The organism is Roseomonas elaeocarpi (assembly GCF_042433915.1).
Taxonomy (GTDB): Bacteria; Pseudomonadota; Alphaproteobacteria; order Acetobacterales; family Acetobacteraceae; genus Roseomonas; species Roseomonas elaeocarpi.
In genome coordinates, this window is sequence record NZ_JBHLUN010000008.1 from 300,896 (window position 1) to 316,387 (window position 15,492).

The window sequence follows — 15,492 nt, forward strand, 5'->3', positions numbered from 1 at the left end:
GGCGCCCGGGCGGCGCGACGGGATGGCCCCTCGCATCCGCCGGGCCGGGCGGCGTCAGCGCAGCGTCAGAGCTTCCACCGCGGCCTTCTCGGAGGGCAGCGTCAGCGCCAGGGCGGCGTGCTCGGTCACCAGCGCGGAGGCGCGGCGGGCGGAGGCGTCGAAACGCTCCGGCGACAGGCTTCTCAGGGCGTCGAGGGTTTTCTGCAGCCGCACCGGCACCTGCACGATGCCCGCCCCTTCGCGCGCGAGGGGAGCGAAGAAATCCTCCACGAGGTCCTCGGTCCGCAGGGCGGGAACGCGGATCCGCGGGTGCTCGGGCTCGGCCGGGGGGCCTTGCGGGGCGGGAACCCAGTTCGACAACACGCGCAAGCCCGCCCCGATCACCGCGATGGCGGTGCCGTAATCCGCCGCGGTCGGCGGCAGCGAGCGGGAGCCGATCTCGGCCAGCACCGACAGGCCGAAGCGCGGGTCCTGTTCCCAGGCGCGGTCGTGCTCCACCAGGAAGGCGTCGCACACGGCCCGTTGCGATGCCGCGTCCATCCCGGCATCCACCCAGGCGAGCGGCGTGGCCGGGTGGACGAAGGCGCCGGGCAGCGCCGCCACGTCCAGCATCACCTCGCGCCCGCGCAGCGCCCGCGACAGTTCCGCCATGTCCACGTGCTGCACGTAGCCGATGCGCTCGGGATAAACCGGGCGCGGCTGGCGCTGCGCGGGGTCCGGCGCCACGCCGCCCAGGTGCGGATGGTCGCGCCGGGCACGCAGCGCGGCGGCGGCGGCCTGCTCCACCAGCCGGATGGTTTCGCCGACCCGGCCGAAGCGCGTGAGCTGCTGCATCCAGCGCAGCAGGGTCACCACGATCAGGCCGATCACCCCCACGGTGGCGCCCAGCAGCACGAGCCGGCCGCCCGGCCCGTAGAGGTGGGTGGACAGGGCGATGATCCCCACCACCGAGAACATGAAGGCGCCGAGGAAGGTGGCGAGCGCGTTGTGGGCGCGCCGGTCCTCGCTCCAGAGGGTGGTGGCGCGCGGCGTCACGCCCGAGGAGGCGGAGCCCAGCGCGCCCACCAGCACCGTGAGCGAGAAGGTCGTCACCGTCAGCATGGAGGAGGCCAGGATGGCCAGCACGTTGCCCACCGCGTCGGCGCCGACGCTCAGGGCGAGGTCCTCGGACACGTGGAACTGGAAGCGCCAGGCGAGCAGCGCCGTCACGACGCCGCCGGCGCAGTAGAGCGCGGCGCGCACCCAGGCCTGGCGCAGGGTGCGCGACAGCATCAGCCGCCAGCGCGGGATGAGGTTGTTCTTGTTCACGTGGTCTCCTGCCGGCCCCGGTGCCCTCGCCGGGCCGGGGGTCCGCCGGGCCGGGCTGCCCCACCAACGCCGCAGGCGGCCGGCGGTGGCCATGCCCCCGCGGCGGAACTGCTTCCCCGCCGCCCCCGAGCCGTCACCGCAGGCCTCGGGCGGTGCCGTCGCGATCCGGGGACGGGCGGAAGCGCGCTCGGTTCGGGAGGGGACATGCGCCGTTGCGGTCCGGAGCAGGCGGCCGGTTGCGGGGCGTTGCCACGGATGCGATACCCGCGCCGGGTGTTCGTTCTTCCCCAGGGAAAGGCGGGCAGGTTTCAGCGCTGGTCGGGCCGCCAGCGGCGGCAACCCGCGCCCGGAGGCGACCCATGGCCCAGCACCACCACCCACGCCCGAGCGCCCTGCGACAGTTCCTTGACGGCCAGTCCTCCGCGGGGCTGGTGCTGATGGGCGCGGCGGCGCTGGCGCTGATCCTGGCCAATTCGCCGCTGCGGGCCGGCTACGAGGCGCTGCTCCATGCGCCCCTCGGTCCGCTGTCGCTCGGCCACTGGATCAACGACGGGCTGATGGCCGTGTTCTTCCTGCTGGTCGGGCTGGAGATCAAGCGGGAGTGCCTGGAAGGCCAGCTTTCCACCTGGCCGCGTCGCGCCCTGCCCGGCATCGCCGCGGCCGGCGGCATGGCGGTGCCCGCGCTGGTGTTCCTTTTCTTCAACAACGGCCCCGCCGCGCATGGCTGGGCGATCCCGGCGGCCACCGACATCGCCTTCGCGCTGGGGGTGCTGTCGCTGGCGGGCCGGCGGGTGCCGGCCTCGCTGCGGGTGTTTCTCACGGCGCTGGCGATCATCGACGACCTGGGCGCGGTGGTGATCATCGCCTTCTTCTACACGGCCAACCTTTCGCTGCCCGACCTCGCGGGGGCGGCGGCGGTGGTGGCCGTGCTGGCGGGGATGAACCGGCTCGGCGTGCGGCGCCTGTTGCCCTATCTCCTGCTCGGCCTCGTGCTCTGGGTGCTGGTGCTGCGCTCCGGCATCCACGCGACGCTGGCCGGGGTGGTGCTGGCCTTCACGATCCCGCTGCGCGCCACGGCGGGTCACCCGGAGGAGGAGCATCGCGGCCCGCTGCACCGGCTGGAGCACGCGCTGCACCTGCCTGTGGGCTTCCTGGTGGTGCCGATCTTCGGGCTGGCCAATGCCGGCGTGCCGTTTCTCGGCCTGCCGGCGGAAACCCTGGTGGCGCCGGTGACGCTGGGCGTCGGGCTGGGGCTGCTGCTCGGCAAGGTGGTGGGCGTGTCCGGCTTCTCGCTGCTGGCTATTCGCCTCGGCCTCGCCGACCTGCCGCCGCATGCCGGGCGGCTGCAGATGGTGGGCACGGCGCTGCTCTGCGGCATCGGCTTCACCATGAGCCTGTTCATCACCCTGCTCGCCTTTCCCGACGCGCCGCTGCTGCAGGTGGAGGCCAAGCTCGGCATCCTCGGCGGCTCCTTCCTGTCGGGCCTGCTGGGCTACGCCCTGTTGCGCGTCGCCCCGCAGGACTGGCCCGGAACGCCCTCGCGCCCGCAGGGTCGCAAGGGCCTGACGGAACGGGCCGCTGCACCCCTGCCGGTGGCGGGCGGTTCCGCGGGCGACGGCGCCCCGGTTCCGGCGCAACAGCGGGCGCCCTGATCGACATCCCGATCGGCATCTCAACCCCGGCACCGCCGGAGCGGTGCCGTGCCCGGCGCGGGCCCTGGACTGCGCGGGCCGTGCATCGGGCGGACCGCGCCACAATCCTTGCTCCCCCTCGCCCGGCGGGTGCTAGGCTGGTTGCGCCATCATGCGCGACCCAGCCTCCTCTGCCGCGGCCTGGCCACCCGGCAACAGCGACATGGCCGGACGCATCCGCGCGCGGGACTGGACGGACACTCCGCTGGGCGCGGTCGCGACCTGGCCGGCGGAGCTGCGGGTGGCGGTGACGCTGGTGCTGGACGCCCCGCTTCCCGCCGTGCTCGCCTGGGGCGACGGGCTCGCCACCTTGTACAACGACGCCTTCGCGGCCCTTCTCGGGCACGGGCCCGGCCCACCTGGCGGCCACCTTGCAGCGGTGTGGGAAGACGCCTGGGAGGAGATCGCCCCGGCGGTACAGCGCGCCTTCGCGGGGGAAGCCAGCCGGGTCGAGGACCTGCCCCTCGCGATCGGCCCCCCGCATGGGCCGGAGGGGAGCTGGTTCACCCTTTCCTGCAGCCCGGTGCGTGATGCCGCGGGCACGGTGGCCGGGGTGATCGGCCTGCTGAGCGACACCACCGCCGCCGTTCGGACGCGTCGCGCCGCGCCGGACACCACCGCGGCGCTGCGGGACAGCGAGGCGCGCTTGCGCGCCCTGGTCACGGCCGGCAGCTTCCTGATCTACCGGATGAGCCCGGACTGGCGCCGCATGTACCAGCTGGACGGCCACGACATCGTGGCCGACGCGCCGGAGCCGGTCGAGAACTGGGCCGACACCTATATCCTGCCCGAGGACCGGCCCGCCGTCTTCGCGGCCATCGCGACGGCGATCCGCACGAGGTCGCTGTTCGAGCTGGAGCACCGTGTGCGCCGCGCCGACGGCAGCATCGCCTGGCTCCTGTCGCGGGCAGTGCCGATACCCGGGGCCGACGGCGAGATCGTGGAATGGTTCGGCACCGGGACCGACGTGACGGAGCGTCGCGTCGCGCAGGAACGGCTGCGCCAGAGCGAGGCGCGGCTGGCCCTCGCCTTCGAGACGCTGCCGGTCGGCATCGCGATCATCGATGCGGCCGGCGACACGGTGATGGCGAACAACGAGACGCGCCGCTTCCTGCCGACCGGCAGGATCCCGTCCCGCGATCCCGACCGCGGCCCGCGCTGGCAGGGCTGGGATGCCGATGGCAGGACGGTGCAGCCGCAGGACTTCCCCAGCGCCAGTGCCCTGCGCGGTCAGGTGGTCCGTCCCGGCATGCAGATGCTCTACCGCGACGACTGCGGCGCGGAGATCTGGACCGAGGTGCTCTCGGCGCCGTTGCCCGATGCCGAGGGGCGGGTCAGCGGCGTCATCACGGTGGTGATCGACGTCGACCGGGCGAAGCGGAGCGAGGAAGCCGCCCGGGCCAGCGAGGAGCGGCTGCGCCAGTTCGGCGAGGCCTCGCAGGATGTGTTGTGGATCCGCGATGCCGAAACGCTGCAGTGGGAATACCTGACCCCGGCCTTCGAGGCGATCTACGGCCTAGACCGTGCCTCGGCGCTGTGCGGCGACAGCATGGCCAACTGGGTCGGGCTGATCCTGCCCGAGGACCGGGAGGCGGCCGTCGACTGCATCCGCCGCATCCGCGCGGGCGAGTGGATGACCTTCGAGTACCGCATCCTGCGCCCCGCGGACGGCGAGCTGCGCTGGCTGCGCTGGCTGCGCAACACCGATTTCCCGATCAAGGACGCAACCCGGCCGGGTGGTGCGCATCGGCGGCGTCAGCCAGGACGTCACCGCGCTGAAGGAGGCGTCGGAAGCGCTCGCAGCCGCGGAGCAGCGCCAGCGGCTCCTGCTCGAGGGTATCCCGCAGCTCGTGTGGCGCGGCACCGACGGGGGGCACTGGAGCTGGGCCAGCCCGCAATGGACCGCCTATACCGGCCAGGCGGAGGCCGAGAGTCACGGCTTCGGCTGGCTCGCCACGCTGCACCCCGAGGACCGGGAGGCCGCCCGCATCGCCTGGGAGCAGGCCACCGGCGCCGGCGGGTTCCGCGACGAGTACCGCATCCGCCGGGCGGAGAACGGGGAATACCGCTGGTTCCAGACGCGCGCGACCCCGGTGCGCGACGCCGAGGGCCGCATCGTGGAATGGCTCGGCACCTCGACCGACATCCACGACCTGCGCGAGTTGCAGGACCGCCAGCGGGTGCTGGTGGCGGAGCTCCAGCACCGGACGCGCAACCTGATCGCCGTGATCCGCTCCACGGCCGAGCGGACGCTGCGGGCCAGCACCGACCTCGCGGAGTTCCGCGAAGCCTTCGGCGACCGGCTGGCGGCGCTGGCCCGGGTGCAGGGCCTCCTGTCGCGCCTGGAGGCGAACGATCGCGTCAGCTTCGACGAGCTGATCGGGGCCGAGATGGAGGCGCTGGACGGCGCCGCCCCGCGCGTGACGCTGGAAGGCCCCGCCGGCGTGCGCCTGCGCTCCTCGACGGTGCAGATGCTGGCCATGGCGCTGCACGAGCTGGCGACCAACGCGCTCAAGTACGGGGCGCTGGGGCAGCCGGAAGGGCAGCTCGCGGTGCGATGGCGGGTGGAGGCGGAAGGGCCGGACGGGCAGCCCTGGCTTCACATCGACTGGCAGGAGCGCGGCGTCTCCGTGCCGCGGGCCGGCGCCCCTTCCGGTGCCCCTCCGGACGGAGGTGGGGAGGGACGCGCGCTGATCGAGCGCGCCCTGCCCTACCAGCTCAGCGCCCGCACAACCTATGTTATTGGTCCCGAAGGCGTCCACTGCACCATAGCCCTCCCCGTACCGGCGACCTGAACTCCGGTGACCTGAACAGGGCGAGAAGGCATGGTGTCTGCGACGCTGCACGACCGACGCATCCTCGTGGCCGAGGACGAGTACATGATCGCCGACAGCTTCTGCGCGGAGCTGGAAGATGCCGGCGCGATCGTGGTCGGCCCGGTCGCCTCGGTGCAGGACACGATGAAGCTGATCTGCACCACCGACGGGCTGGACGGCGCAATTCTGGACGTGAACCTGCGCGGCGCGATGTCGTTCCCGGCGGCCGACCTGCTGGTGGCGCGCGGCATGCCCTTCGTGTTCACCACCGGCTGCCCCACCACCGCCATCCCCGGCCGCTTCGCGCACATCCCCCGCTGCGAGAAGCCCGTGAGCACCACCAGGGTGGTGCGGGCGCTCAGCCGCGTGCTGCAGTCCTGAACCGCGCCGCGATCGGGTCGGGCGGCACTGCCCGCGCGGCCCGGCGGAGGGTCCGGTCACGCGCTATCATCTACCGGGCACCTGCGGGTGGGACCATCCGCCGGGCCCGCGCCGCACCGTCCTGGCCCAGGCTCCGGAGCCGTGCGAGCGCCCGTCAGTGCCGCAGCGGGTGCGGGATACGGCAGCGCGGCACCATCCGGGGCGCCGTGGGGCGCATCGCCATCCCGGCCGCCAGCACCGGCGCGGCCACGGCGGCCAGGCCCAGCAGCGCCAGCGTGGCCACGCCCAGCACCGCGGCGTCGCGGGCGCGGCTGGTCACGAATTCCGCCCGGGCCGGCTTCACCCGGTCCGTGAAGGGGCCGTCCACGCCGGGGTCGCCCGGGTTGGGCTCGAACAGGTTGCCCTCGGGGAGAGGCGGCGGCCCGGACTCGAGCTGCGCGTCCCACATGTCGGCGGCCTTGCGGTCGGCGAACCCTGGGACCAGCGCCTGCGCCGCCGCCATCTGCAGGGTGGAGCGGCCGACCCAGACCTCGCGCTGCGGGTGCTTCACCGCGCTCAGCACGGCCTCGGCGCAAAGGCGCGGGTCGAACACCGGGTCGGGCGCGTTCTGCGCGCGGCCGGTGTGGTTGCGGGCGTGGCGGAACTGCGGCGTGTTCACCGCCGGCAGGTACACCACGGTCAGCGTGACCCGGCTGCGGCTGTGGATCAGTTCGCTCCGCATCGCGTCGGTCCAGCCCTGCACGGCCTGCTTGGCACCGCAATAGGCCGCCTGGAGCGGTGCCGAGCGGATGCCCAGGCCGGAGGAAATCTGGATCACCGCGCCGCGGTTGCGCGGACGCATGTGACGCAGCGCCGCCAGCGTGCCGAAGACCTGGCCGAGATAGGTGACCTCGGTGACGCGACGGTATTCCTCGGGCGTGATGCGGTCCGCCGGCGACACCACGGTGGCCATGGCGTTGTTGACCCAGGCCTCGATGGGGCCGAGCTCACGCTCGATGCGCTCCGCCGCGGCGTCCACCGCGGCGGCATCGGCCACGTCCGCCGCGATCGCCAGCGCCGGCACGCCGAGTGCCCGCAGCTCCGCCTCCGTGGAGTGCAGGCGTTCCTCGCCGCGCGACAGCACCGCCACGGCCCAGCCGTCGCGCGCGAAGCGCTGCGCCGTGGCGCGGCCGATGCCGATCGTGCCGCCCGTCACCACCGCCACCTTGCGGCGCGCTGCCATTCCCGTGTCCGACATGTCGACGGTCCTCCCAGCTTCCGCCTGAACAAGGCGGCAAGGCGGCGCTCGTCACCCGGGCGGGGAGGTCACCTTCCGGCGAGGCATGTCCGGGCGCGGCTTGCGGCGACGGCGGCCCCGTGCCGGGCGCTGCACCGGCCGCCACCCGCTGGCCCGCCGTGTCGGACCCCGGCGAGTGCCTGCGCCGTGCCGGACCCTGGCCCGGCCGCCGGCTCAGCCGCGCGCCGGGCGGCTGAGGAAGCGCGAGCCCCGCAGCGAGAAGCGCCAGGGCGTGTCGGCGCCGCGGGTGATGCCGATGCGTGGCCCCGCGACCACGGCGCCCTCGCCCATCCCTTCCGCCGGGCCCGGGATCAGGTGAAAGGGCGGGGCGTCCAGCGGCAGCCCGTCATGGGCGACCGTGACGCCGAGCGCCTGGCACAGCCGCCCCGGGCCGCGGCACAGGTCGCGGTCGGGCACGGGGCCGCGGCGCTCGCGCATGAGAGGAATCCCGTCCTCCGGCACCAGGGCGCGCAGCAGCACCGCGCCGCCGGCCACCGGGCCGCAAACGAGGTTCAGGCACCAGTGCATGCCGTAGGACCGGTACACGTAGGCATGACCCGGCGGGCCGAACATCGCGGCGTTGCGCGCGGTGGGGCCGCTGAAGCTGTGCGAGGCCGGGTCGGTGCTGTCGTAGGCCTCGGTTTCCACGATCGTGCCGCCGACGCCGTCCACCAGTAGCCGCGCCCCGATCAGCTGCCGGGCGAGCACCGGGGCGGGGGCGGCGAAGAAGCCGGGTGGCAGAATGGGAGAGGACAGGTCGATGACGATGCTCCCGTGTGTGTGGGCGGGGGTCTGAGGCGCGGGCACCATGTCCGCCGGCCGGACCGCCGCGCCTGTCAAACCGGCGCAGCCCATCAGCGTTTCAGGCGGGTCTTCGGCCTCAGGGTGTCGATCCATCCTCCGAGGCCGGTGTTCGTCCGCAGGGTTGGCGAGCCGGCGTCCCCGGCCAGCGTTTCAGGCGGGGTTGTCAGGCCGGCGTTCCACGCAGCCGTTTCATGCGCAAGTGTCGGCCCAGCGGCCCGGGCCGGCCGCTCGGCCCGGGGTGTCCGGCGGCCGCCTCACACCGGCGTCTCGATCCGCCCGCCCGGCAGCGGCACGGCGGTGCCGGTGGTGCCGGGAAAGGTGAGCGGCAGCTGGTAGGTGGCGCGTGCCGCGAGCACCGCCACCGCCTGCGCCGCGAAGGCATCGCCATCGATGCCCAGCCCGTCGATCACCCGCACCGGCTGTTCCAGCACGCCGGCGACAGCACGGATCAGCCCGGCGTTGTGGCGGCCGGGGCCGGTCACCAGCCACTGCAGGGGCGATCCGGGGAGCAGGCGCGCCGCGGCGGCGGTGGCGGCGGCGGAAAACAGCAGCAGCGTCGCGGCACCGTCGAGCAGCGGCAGCTCCGCCGCCCCGGCCGCGGTCAGCTCCGCCTCGAAGCGGCGGCGGTCGAGCCGGCGCGGCGGCGGCTGGTTGACCCAGGGCAGCGCGGTCAGCCTGGCCAGCACCGCGCCATCGGGCGTGCCGGAACTGGCGAGGCGGCCGTCGGGGTCGTAGGCCTCACCGAAGGAGCGGCGGCACCAGTCCTCCACCATGCCGCCGGCGGGGCCTGCCTCGAGCGAGACCAGCGCGTCGCGCGCGGTCTCCTGCGCGGCGCCGATCCAGGTCATGCGGATCACGCCGTCGAATTCCAGCACCACCAGCGGCCGGGGCAGTCCCGGCAGCAGGGCACCGAAACCGGCGGGGGCGACCGGCGCACCGGGGCCGCCGCGCAGGACGTCGGCCTCGCCGAAACCGTGCGCCACCGGAACGCCCAGGCGCCGGGCCAGCGCCGCGGCCTCCACCGCCGGCGCGGGCGCCTCGCCCGGCCAGGCGGGGTCGGCCAGGCCGATCAGCTCCGCCGCCTCGCCCAGCGTGCGGACCGCCTCGGCGCAGCGGTCGAGCAGGCGGCGGCCCAGCGCTTCGGGCGGTGGACCCGGCTCATCCGCCGCGGCGCGGAGGTCGCGCCTGAGGGCGGGCGGGTGCGGCAGGCGCCGTGCGGGGCCGACGCGGCGCACCACCCGCCCGTCGGTTTCCACCAGCGCCGCCTCCACCCCGTCGAGCGAGGGCGGGCAACGCAGGCCGATGGTTCGCAGCATCGCGCGGCCGTGCTAGAGCGCGGCGCGGTGCGTGGCCCGGGATCGGGACCGCAGCGCGTGGAGGCGTCGCGCCGGCCGACGGTCGTTTCCCGGCCGCCGCGCGGCGGGCCGTCCGGCGGCGGGGCCGGTTCTGCCGGGATCGGCGGGCCCGGGACTCGGGACGGACGGCCATCGGGAAGGTTCACGCATGCGACCTGAAATTGCGCCGCGCCGCCGTCTCGTGACAAGTCTCCGCCGACGCGACGATCTCTGAGAAACCGGTTGAAAATGAACGATTTCCTGCACGCGGCGCGCGAGCGCGGCTTTATCCACCAGGTGACGGACGAGGCGGCGCTGCGCGCCCGGACGCAGCAGGGACCGGTTTCGGGCTATATCGGCTTCGACTGCACGGCCGACAGCCTGCATGTCGGCAGCCTCGTGCAGATCATGCTGCTGCGGCTGCTGCAGCGCACCGGCAACCGGCCGGTCGTGCTGATGGGCGGCGGCACCACGCGCATCGGCGACCCGTCCTTCCGCGACGAGGTGCGCCCGCTGCTCGACGACGAGAGCATCGCGCGCAACAAGGCCGGCATCCGCAAGGTGTTCGAGCCCTTCCTCACCTTCGGCGAGGGGCCGACCGACGCGATCGAGCTCGACAACAACGACTGGCTCGGCAAGCTCGAATACATCCCGTTCCTGCGCGACGTGGGGCGCTTCTTCTCGGTCAACCGGATGCTGACGATGGACAGCGTTCGGCTGCGCCTCGACCGCGAGCAGCCGCTGAGCTTTCTCGAATTCAACTACATGCTGCTGCAGGGCTACGACTTCCTGGAGCTGCACCGCCGCCACGGCGTCGCGCTGCAGATGGGCGGCAGCGATCAGTGGGGCAACATCATCATGGGCGCCGACCTCGTCCGCCGCGTGGCGGGGCAGGAAGCCTTCGGCGTGACCACGCCGCTGATCACCACAGCCTCCGGCGCCAAGATGGGCAAGACGGCCAACGGCGCGGTGTGGCTGAACGGCGACCGGCTGGCGCCCTACGGCTACTGGCAGTTCTGGCGCAACACCGAGGATGCCGACGTGGCGCGCTTCCTGGCGCTGTTCACCGACCTGCCGATGGCGGAGATCGCCCGCCTCGGCGCGCTGGGCGGCGCGGAGGTGAACGAGGCCAAGAAGATCCTGGCGACCGAGGCGACCGCGCTGCTCCACGGCCGCGCGGCGGCGGAGGCTGCGGCGGAAACGGCGCGCGCCACCTTCGAGGCGGGCGTGGCGGCCGAGGACCTGCCCTCCGTCACGGCCGCACTCCCGGCCTCGGTGCTGGACCTGCTGGTGGCCGCGGGCTTCGTGGGGAGCAAGGGCGAGGCGCGCCGGCTCGTGCGCGGCGGCGGCGTGCGCCTCAACGATGAGCCGGTGACGGAGGAAACCGCTGTGGTGGACGAGGCGGCGCTGCGCGACGGGGCGGCCAAGCTGTCGGCCGGCAAGAAGAAGCACGCGCTGGTGCGGCCGGGCTGAGGCACGGGGTGTTACGGGGGAAGCCGGGGGAGAGAAGGAATTCTCTCCCCCGGACCCCCACTCATCTTTTTTCGGGACGCTGCCGCCAGAGCGTTGAAAGTGGGGCGCGGTATGGCGAGCGTTAGCGCTGCCCGGAGGAACTGAGGTTCTTGTCAGAGCTTGCTGACATGTCACTCGCTCCGGCTCGGTGAGCCGGAGCGCACAACGGCAACCGCGTTCCCGCGGCAGCGTCCCGAGAAAAGATGAGGGTGGAGGGGTCCGGGGAGGCGGGAGAATTCCTTTTCCCGCCTCCCCGGCCGCGACGGTAACCCTTAGCCGACGCCGAGCAGCTCCACGTCGAAGATCAGCGTGGCACCCGGCGGGATCACGCCGCCGGCGCCGCGCGCGCCGTAGCCGTGCTCGGGCGGCAGGACCAGGGTGCGGCGGCCGCCGACCTTCATGGTGGCGACGCCCAGGTCCCAGCCCGAGATCACCTGTCCCACGCCGATCGTGAAGCGGAAGGGCTCGCCCCGGTCGCGCGAGCTGTCGAACTTGCGACCTGGCTTGCCGCCGTCGTTCAGCCAGCCGGTGTAGTGGACGGTGACGGGCTTCCCGTTGATGGGCTCGGCGCCCTCGCCCACCACCTCGTCGTGGTAGCGGATGCCGTTGGACAGGGTGGTGAGCTGGTCGAAGCTGGCGGTCATCGCGACGGCCTCCCGGAGGTGGTTGAAGGGCGGTTCTTACGCGCTTTGCCGGGCTGCGTCATATCGGGCGGCCTGGGGGCGGGCGGTGGCACCCGGTCCCGAAGGTTCAGCTTGAGGTGAGCCAGCCAAGTTGGCTTCCCGGCAGCGGGGACGGCACCCGTCCACGGTGGCGAGCCCGAGGCGGGCCGGCCCGGGTCGGGCGGGCCGGCGGCGGGTAACGGCACCCTCCCCAGGGTCAGTCCAAGATGGGCGAGCCCGGGCCTGATCGGCCCGGGATGATCCGCCCCAGGCAAACCAGCCCGGGGCCGATCACATGTAGCGCGCCAGGTTGCGGCGGATGCGCTCGAGCGGCACCTCGGCCGGGTCGGGCAGCGCGAAGCTTTCGCCGGTGATCGTTTCGAAGGCGCGGATATAGACGGCGGCGGCTTCGGCCACGACGTCCGGCGGGATCTCCGGGATCGGGTCGCGGTAAGGGTCGCAGCGGGCGACGACCCAGTTGCGCAGGAAGTCCTTGTCGAAGCTTTCCGGCACCGTGCCGGCGGCGAAGCGCTCGGCATAGCTCCCCGCGAACCAGTAGCGGCTGCTGTCGGGCGTGTGGACCTCGTCGGCCAGCACGATGCGGCCCTGGCCGTCGGTGCCGAACTCGTACTTGGTGTCGGCCAGGATCAGGCCGCGCTCGGCCGCCAGCGCCTGGCCGCGGGCGAACAGCGCCAGCGCCGCCTCCGACACCATGCGCCACTGGTCGGGCGAGAGCAGCCCGCGGTTCAGGATCTCGGCTTCCGTCAGCGGCTCGTCATGGCCGCCCACATCGGCCTTGGTGGTGGGGGTGATGATCGGGCGTTCCAGCGCCTGGTTCGGGCGCATTCCGTCGGGCAGGCGGTGCCCGTACATCTCGCGCTGGCCGGCACGGTAGCGGGTGAGGATGGAGGTGGAGGTGGTGCCGGCGAGGTAGCCGCGCACCACGACCTCAACCGGCAGGATCTGCAGGCGCTGGCCGACCACGACGTTGGGGTCCGGGTATTCGAGGACGTGGTTGGGGCAGATATCGGCCGTCTGCTCGAACCAGTAGCGCGCCGTCTGGGTCAGCACCCGCCCCTTGAACGGGATGGCTGCGAGCGGCCGGTCGAAGGCGCTGATCCGGTCGGTGGTGATCAGGATGCGGCGGCCGTCCGGCAGGTCGTAGTTGTCGCGCACCTTGCCGCGATAATGGTTCGGCAGTTCGGGGATCGTGGCCTCGGGCAGGAGCTGCTGCAGGCGGGCGGAAAGGGCTGCGATGTCCATGGGCGGCCTTATTGGGGATCGGCGGGCGGAACGGTAGGGGGAAAGCAGGCGGGACGCGATTGGCAGGTCCGTCCGCAGCCCGACCTGCCTGTCCCGGGCTGCGGGTCGGGGATGCCGGCTGGGGCGCAGGCCGGCATTGCCGGTGAGACCTGGCACGGTGCGCCTCCCGTTCCCGCGGCAAAGTCAGAGGGCGCGCCGGAAGGTGAGATTGTAGCGGCAGCGGCCGGTGAGCGGATGCTCGCCCTCGCGCAGGGGTGCGATGCCGTGGAACTGCAGGCGCGACGGGCCGCCCCAGACCACCACGTCGCCGTGCCGGAGCGGCAGGCGCCGCGCCGGGTCGTTCCGGAGAAGGCCGCCCCACAGGAAGGTGGCGGCGAGGCCCAGCGACACCGAGACGATCGGCGCATCCGTGTCCCGCTCGTCGCGGTCCTGGTGCAAGCCCATGCGCGCACCGGGCTCGTAGCGGTTGATGAGGCAGGTGTCGGGTTGGAAGTCGGGGAAGCCCGCCTCCGCGGCCGCTGCCCGGGCGAGGTCACGGAAGGGTTCCGGCATCGCGGGCCAGGGGCGGCCGCTGTCCGGGTCGGTGGCGCTGTAGCGGTAGCCGCGGCGGTCGGTGATCCAGCCGGCGGCGCCGCAGCTGGTCATGGCGACCGACATGGTGTGGCCGCCGGGCACGGTCATGCGGCGGAAGGGCGCGGCCTCCGCCACGGCGTGCAGCGCCTCCAGCAGCGCCGGGACGCCGTCGAGGGCACGGGCGGTCAGCAGCACCGCGCCGGGGCCGAGCGGGACCATCCGGGGGGCGGGTTCCAGGCCCGCGAGCAGGTCGCCCCCGAACAGGTCACCGGTGGTGCCGGCGGGTGGGGCCGGGCGGCGCGGTGGCCGCGGGGCCTCGGGCCGTGCCGGGGTCGTGCCGCGGGAACCGCGCGGCCCTGGCGCCCCGGGCTCCTCTGGCGACGCGGCTGCCGGGCCGCGGCTCACGCGGGGGTCCGCTCGCGGTCGAGGAGCTGCCGCTTGCGCTCCAGGCCCCAGCGATAGCCCGACAGCGCGCCGTCGGTGCGGACCACGCGGTGACACGGGATCGCCACCGCGAGGGCATTGGCAGCGCAGGCCCCGGCCACCGCGCGGACGGCCTGCGGCGTGCCGATGCGCCGGGCGAGCTCGGCATAGGACAGGGTGGTGCCGGCGGGGATCTCGGCCAGCGCCTGCCAGACGCGCCGCTGAAAGGCGGTGCCGCGCAGGTCGAGCGGCAGCGCGTGGCCGTTGCCGGGACGGTCCACCAGCGCCACGGCCTCGGCCACCAGACGCTCGAACCCCGCCTCGCCGCCCAGCAGCCGGGCGCGGGGGAAGCGGTGTTCGAGGTCGTGCAGCAGCGCCTCGGGATCGTCGCCGAGCAGGATGGCGCAGACCCCACGCCCGCCCTGCGCCACCAGGATCGCGCCCATCGAGCACGCGCCGATGGCGAAGCGGATCTCCTCGCCCGCGCCGCCGTCGCGGAAGCGGCTGGGCACCATGCCCAGCGCGGCGTCGGCCTGGGCGTAGAAGCGGCCGGCGGAGCTGAAGCCGGCGCCGTAGAGCGCGCCGGTCACGCCCTCACCCGCCGCGAGCGCCTGGCGCAGGCGCTCGGCCCGCGCGGCGGCGGCGTAGGCGCGGGGCGTCAGGCCGGTGGCGGCGCGGAACAGGCGGTGGAAGTGCGACGGGCTAAGCCCTGCCGCGGCGGCCAGCGTCGCGAGGTCGGGCGGGGTTTCGGCGGCCTCGATCAGGCGGCAGGCACGGGTCACGGCGGCGCGGGCGCGCCCGGGACCGGTGCCCCCACCCTCGCCCTGGGCGCCGTTGGCCGGGTCGTCCCCGGTCGCGACGTCTGCGGCACCGGCGTCATCGGGATGGCAGCGCCGGCAGGGGCGGCAGCCGGTGCGGCGGGCCGCGTCGAGGCTGTCGTGGATCGCCACGTTCTCGGGCCGCGCGGCGCGCGACGGGCAGGATGGGCGGCAATACACGCCGGTGGTGCGGACGGAATACCAGAACAGCCCGTCCGCCGCCCGGTCGCGCCCGAGGATGCGGGACCAGCGGGGGTCGTCGGCGGTGGCGGGCGGCGGCACGGTGCCGGCCGTGTCCTGCGTTCGAAGGGCGGCGCGCGTGGTGGTGGCGCCCGCCCCGGCAGGGCCACCGGTCCGTGTCGCGCGCGGTGAACTGACGGCCTGCGGATGGGTCGCCGGAATGGCGATCGGCGGGACGGTCGGCCGCGAAGGAGCCGCCGGCGGAAAGGCAGCAGAAGGGGCGGCCACCGGGTGCGCGGCCGGTGAAGGGGATGCGGCGGTGTCGCTGTCGTAGAGGGTCATGGTGCCATGCCTCCCGTGGTTGCTGGCGACAGCGAGAATGGCGTCGGCGGCGTCCCGGCACACTCCGCGGCTTGCGGTGGAATCCGCGATCGCCGGGCGGACATCCGAT

General features: G+C 74.0%; 12 protein-coding genes and 1 pseudogene. 5 read left to right on the forward strand and 8 right to left on the reverse strand.

Annotated features, from left to right (window positions below; all coding sequences use genetic code 11):
* Positions 1–54: 54 nt before the first annotated feature.
* The gene (locus tag ACFFGY_RS12850; RefSeq protein WP_377044891.1) at positions 55–1,308 is read right to left on the reverse strand and encodes a DUF2254 domain-containing protein; all 1,254 of its coding nucleotides are present in this window, start codon (positions 1,306–1,308) and stop codon (positions 55–57) included.
* A gap of 359 nt (positions 1,309–1,667) precedes the next feature.
* Between ACFFGY_RS12850 and nhaA the strand changes: the two genes are divergently transcribed.
* From nhaA to ACFFGY_RS12870, 4 genes and pseudogenes are all read left to right on the forward strand, one after another.
* Positions 1,668–2,960 (forward strand): Na+/H+ antiporter NhaA, encoded by a 1,293-nt coding sequence (nhaA, locus tag ACFFGY_RS12855; RefSeq protein ID WP_456316165.1) that lies wholly within the window; start codon positions 1,668–1,670, stop codon positions 2,958–2,960.
* A gap of 202 nt (positions 2,961–3,162) precedes the next feature.
* Positions 3,163–4,680: pseudogene (locus tag ACFFGY_RS12860) on the forward strand (PAS domain S-box protein); the annotation flags it as partial.
* A 55-nt stretch (positions 4,681–4,735) separates the two neighbouring features.
* Positions 4,736–5,794, forward strand: a complete 1,059-nt coding sequence (locus ACFFGY_RS12865) for a sensor histidine kinase (RefSeq protein WP_377044892.1) — start codon at positions 4,736–4,738, stop codon at positions 5,792–5,794.
* Between the two features lie 30 nt (positions 5,795–5,824).
* Positions 5,825–6,196 carry a response regulator gene (locus ACFFGY_RS12870; RefSeq protein ID WP_377044893.1) on the forward strand — a complete coding sequence of 124 codons (372 nt, stop codon included), beginning with the start codon at positions 5,825–5,827 and terminating at the stop codon, positions 6,194–6,196.
* A gap of 154 nt (positions 6,197–6,350) precedes the next feature.
* Here the strand turns inward: ACFFGY_RS12870 and ACFFGY_RS12875 are convergent, their stop codons facing one another.
* The 3 genes from ACFFGY_RS12875 to ACFFGY_RS12885 all read right to left on the reverse strand — a co-directional run bounded on the left by ACFFGY_RS12875 (position 6,351) and on the right by ACFFGY_RS12885 (position 9,592).
* The gene (locus ACFFGY_RS12875; RefSeq protein ID WP_377044894.1) at positions 6,351–7,433 is read right to left on the reverse strand and encodes an SDR family oxidoreductase; all 1,083 of its coding nucleotides are present in this window, start codon (positions 7,431–7,433) and stop codon (positions 6,351–6,353) included.
* Positions 7,434–7,646: 213 nt separating this feature from the next.
* Positions 7,647–8,282: a DNA-3-methyladenine glycosylase gene (locus ACFFGY_RS12880; protein ID WP_377044895.1), complete on the reverse strand. Its 636-nt coding sequence runs from the start codon at positions 8,280–8,282 to the stop codon at positions 7,647–7,649.
* Between the two features lie 248 nt (positions 8,283–8,530).
* Positions 8,531–9,592: an anhydro-N-acetylmuramic acid kinase gene (locus ACFFGY_RS12885; RefSeq protein WP_377044896.1), complete on the reverse strand. Its 1,062-nt coding sequence runs from the start codon at positions 9,590–9,592 to the stop codon at positions 8,531–8,533.
* Between the two features lie 267 nt (positions 9,593–9,859).
* Between ACFFGY_RS12885 and tyrS the strand changes: the two genes are divergently transcribed.
* Entirely contained in the window at positions 9,860–11,083 is a 1,224-nt protein-coding gene (gene tyrS / locus ACFFGY_RS12890) for a tyrosine--tRNA ligase (RefSeq protein WP_377044897.1), read from the forward strand.
* 311 nt (positions 11,084–11,394) lie between these two features.
* Here tyrS and ACFFGY_RS12895 read toward each other — a convergent pair whose 3' ends face one another.
* From ACFFGY_RS12895 to ada, 4 genes are all read right to left on the reverse strand, one after another.
* Positions 11,395–11,766, reverse strand: a complete 372-nt coding sequence (locus tag ACFFGY_RS12895; RefSeq protein ID WP_377044898.1) for an FKBP-type peptidyl-prolyl cis-trans isomerase — start codon at positions 11,764–11,766, stop codon at positions 11,395–11,397.
* Between the two features lie 309 nt (positions 11,767–12,075).
* Positions 12,076–13,047: a phosphoribosylaminoimidazolesuccinocarboxamide synthase gene (locus ACFFGY_RS12900; protein WP_377044899.1), complete on the reverse strand. Its 972-nt coding sequence runs from the start codon at positions 13,045–13,047 to the stop codon at positions 12,076–12,078.
* Positions 13,048–13,230: 183 nt separating this feature from the next.
* Positions 13,231–13,839, reverse strand: a complete 609-nt coding sequence (alkB, locus tag ACFFGY_RS12905; RefSeq protein ID WP_377044900.1) for a DNA oxidative demethylase AlkB — start codon at positions 13,837–13,839, stop codon at positions 13,231–13,233.
* A gap of 182 nt (positions 13,840–14,021) precedes the next feature.
* Positions 14,022–15,383 (reverse strand): bifunctional DNA-binding transcriptional regulator/O6-methylguanine-DNA methyltransferase Ada, encoded by a 1,362-nt coding sequence (gene ada / locus ACFFGY_RS12910; protein ID WP_377044901.1) that lies wholly within the window; start codon positions 15,381–15,383, stop codon positions 14,022–14,024.
* Positions 15,384–15,492 lie beyond the last annotated feature (109 nt).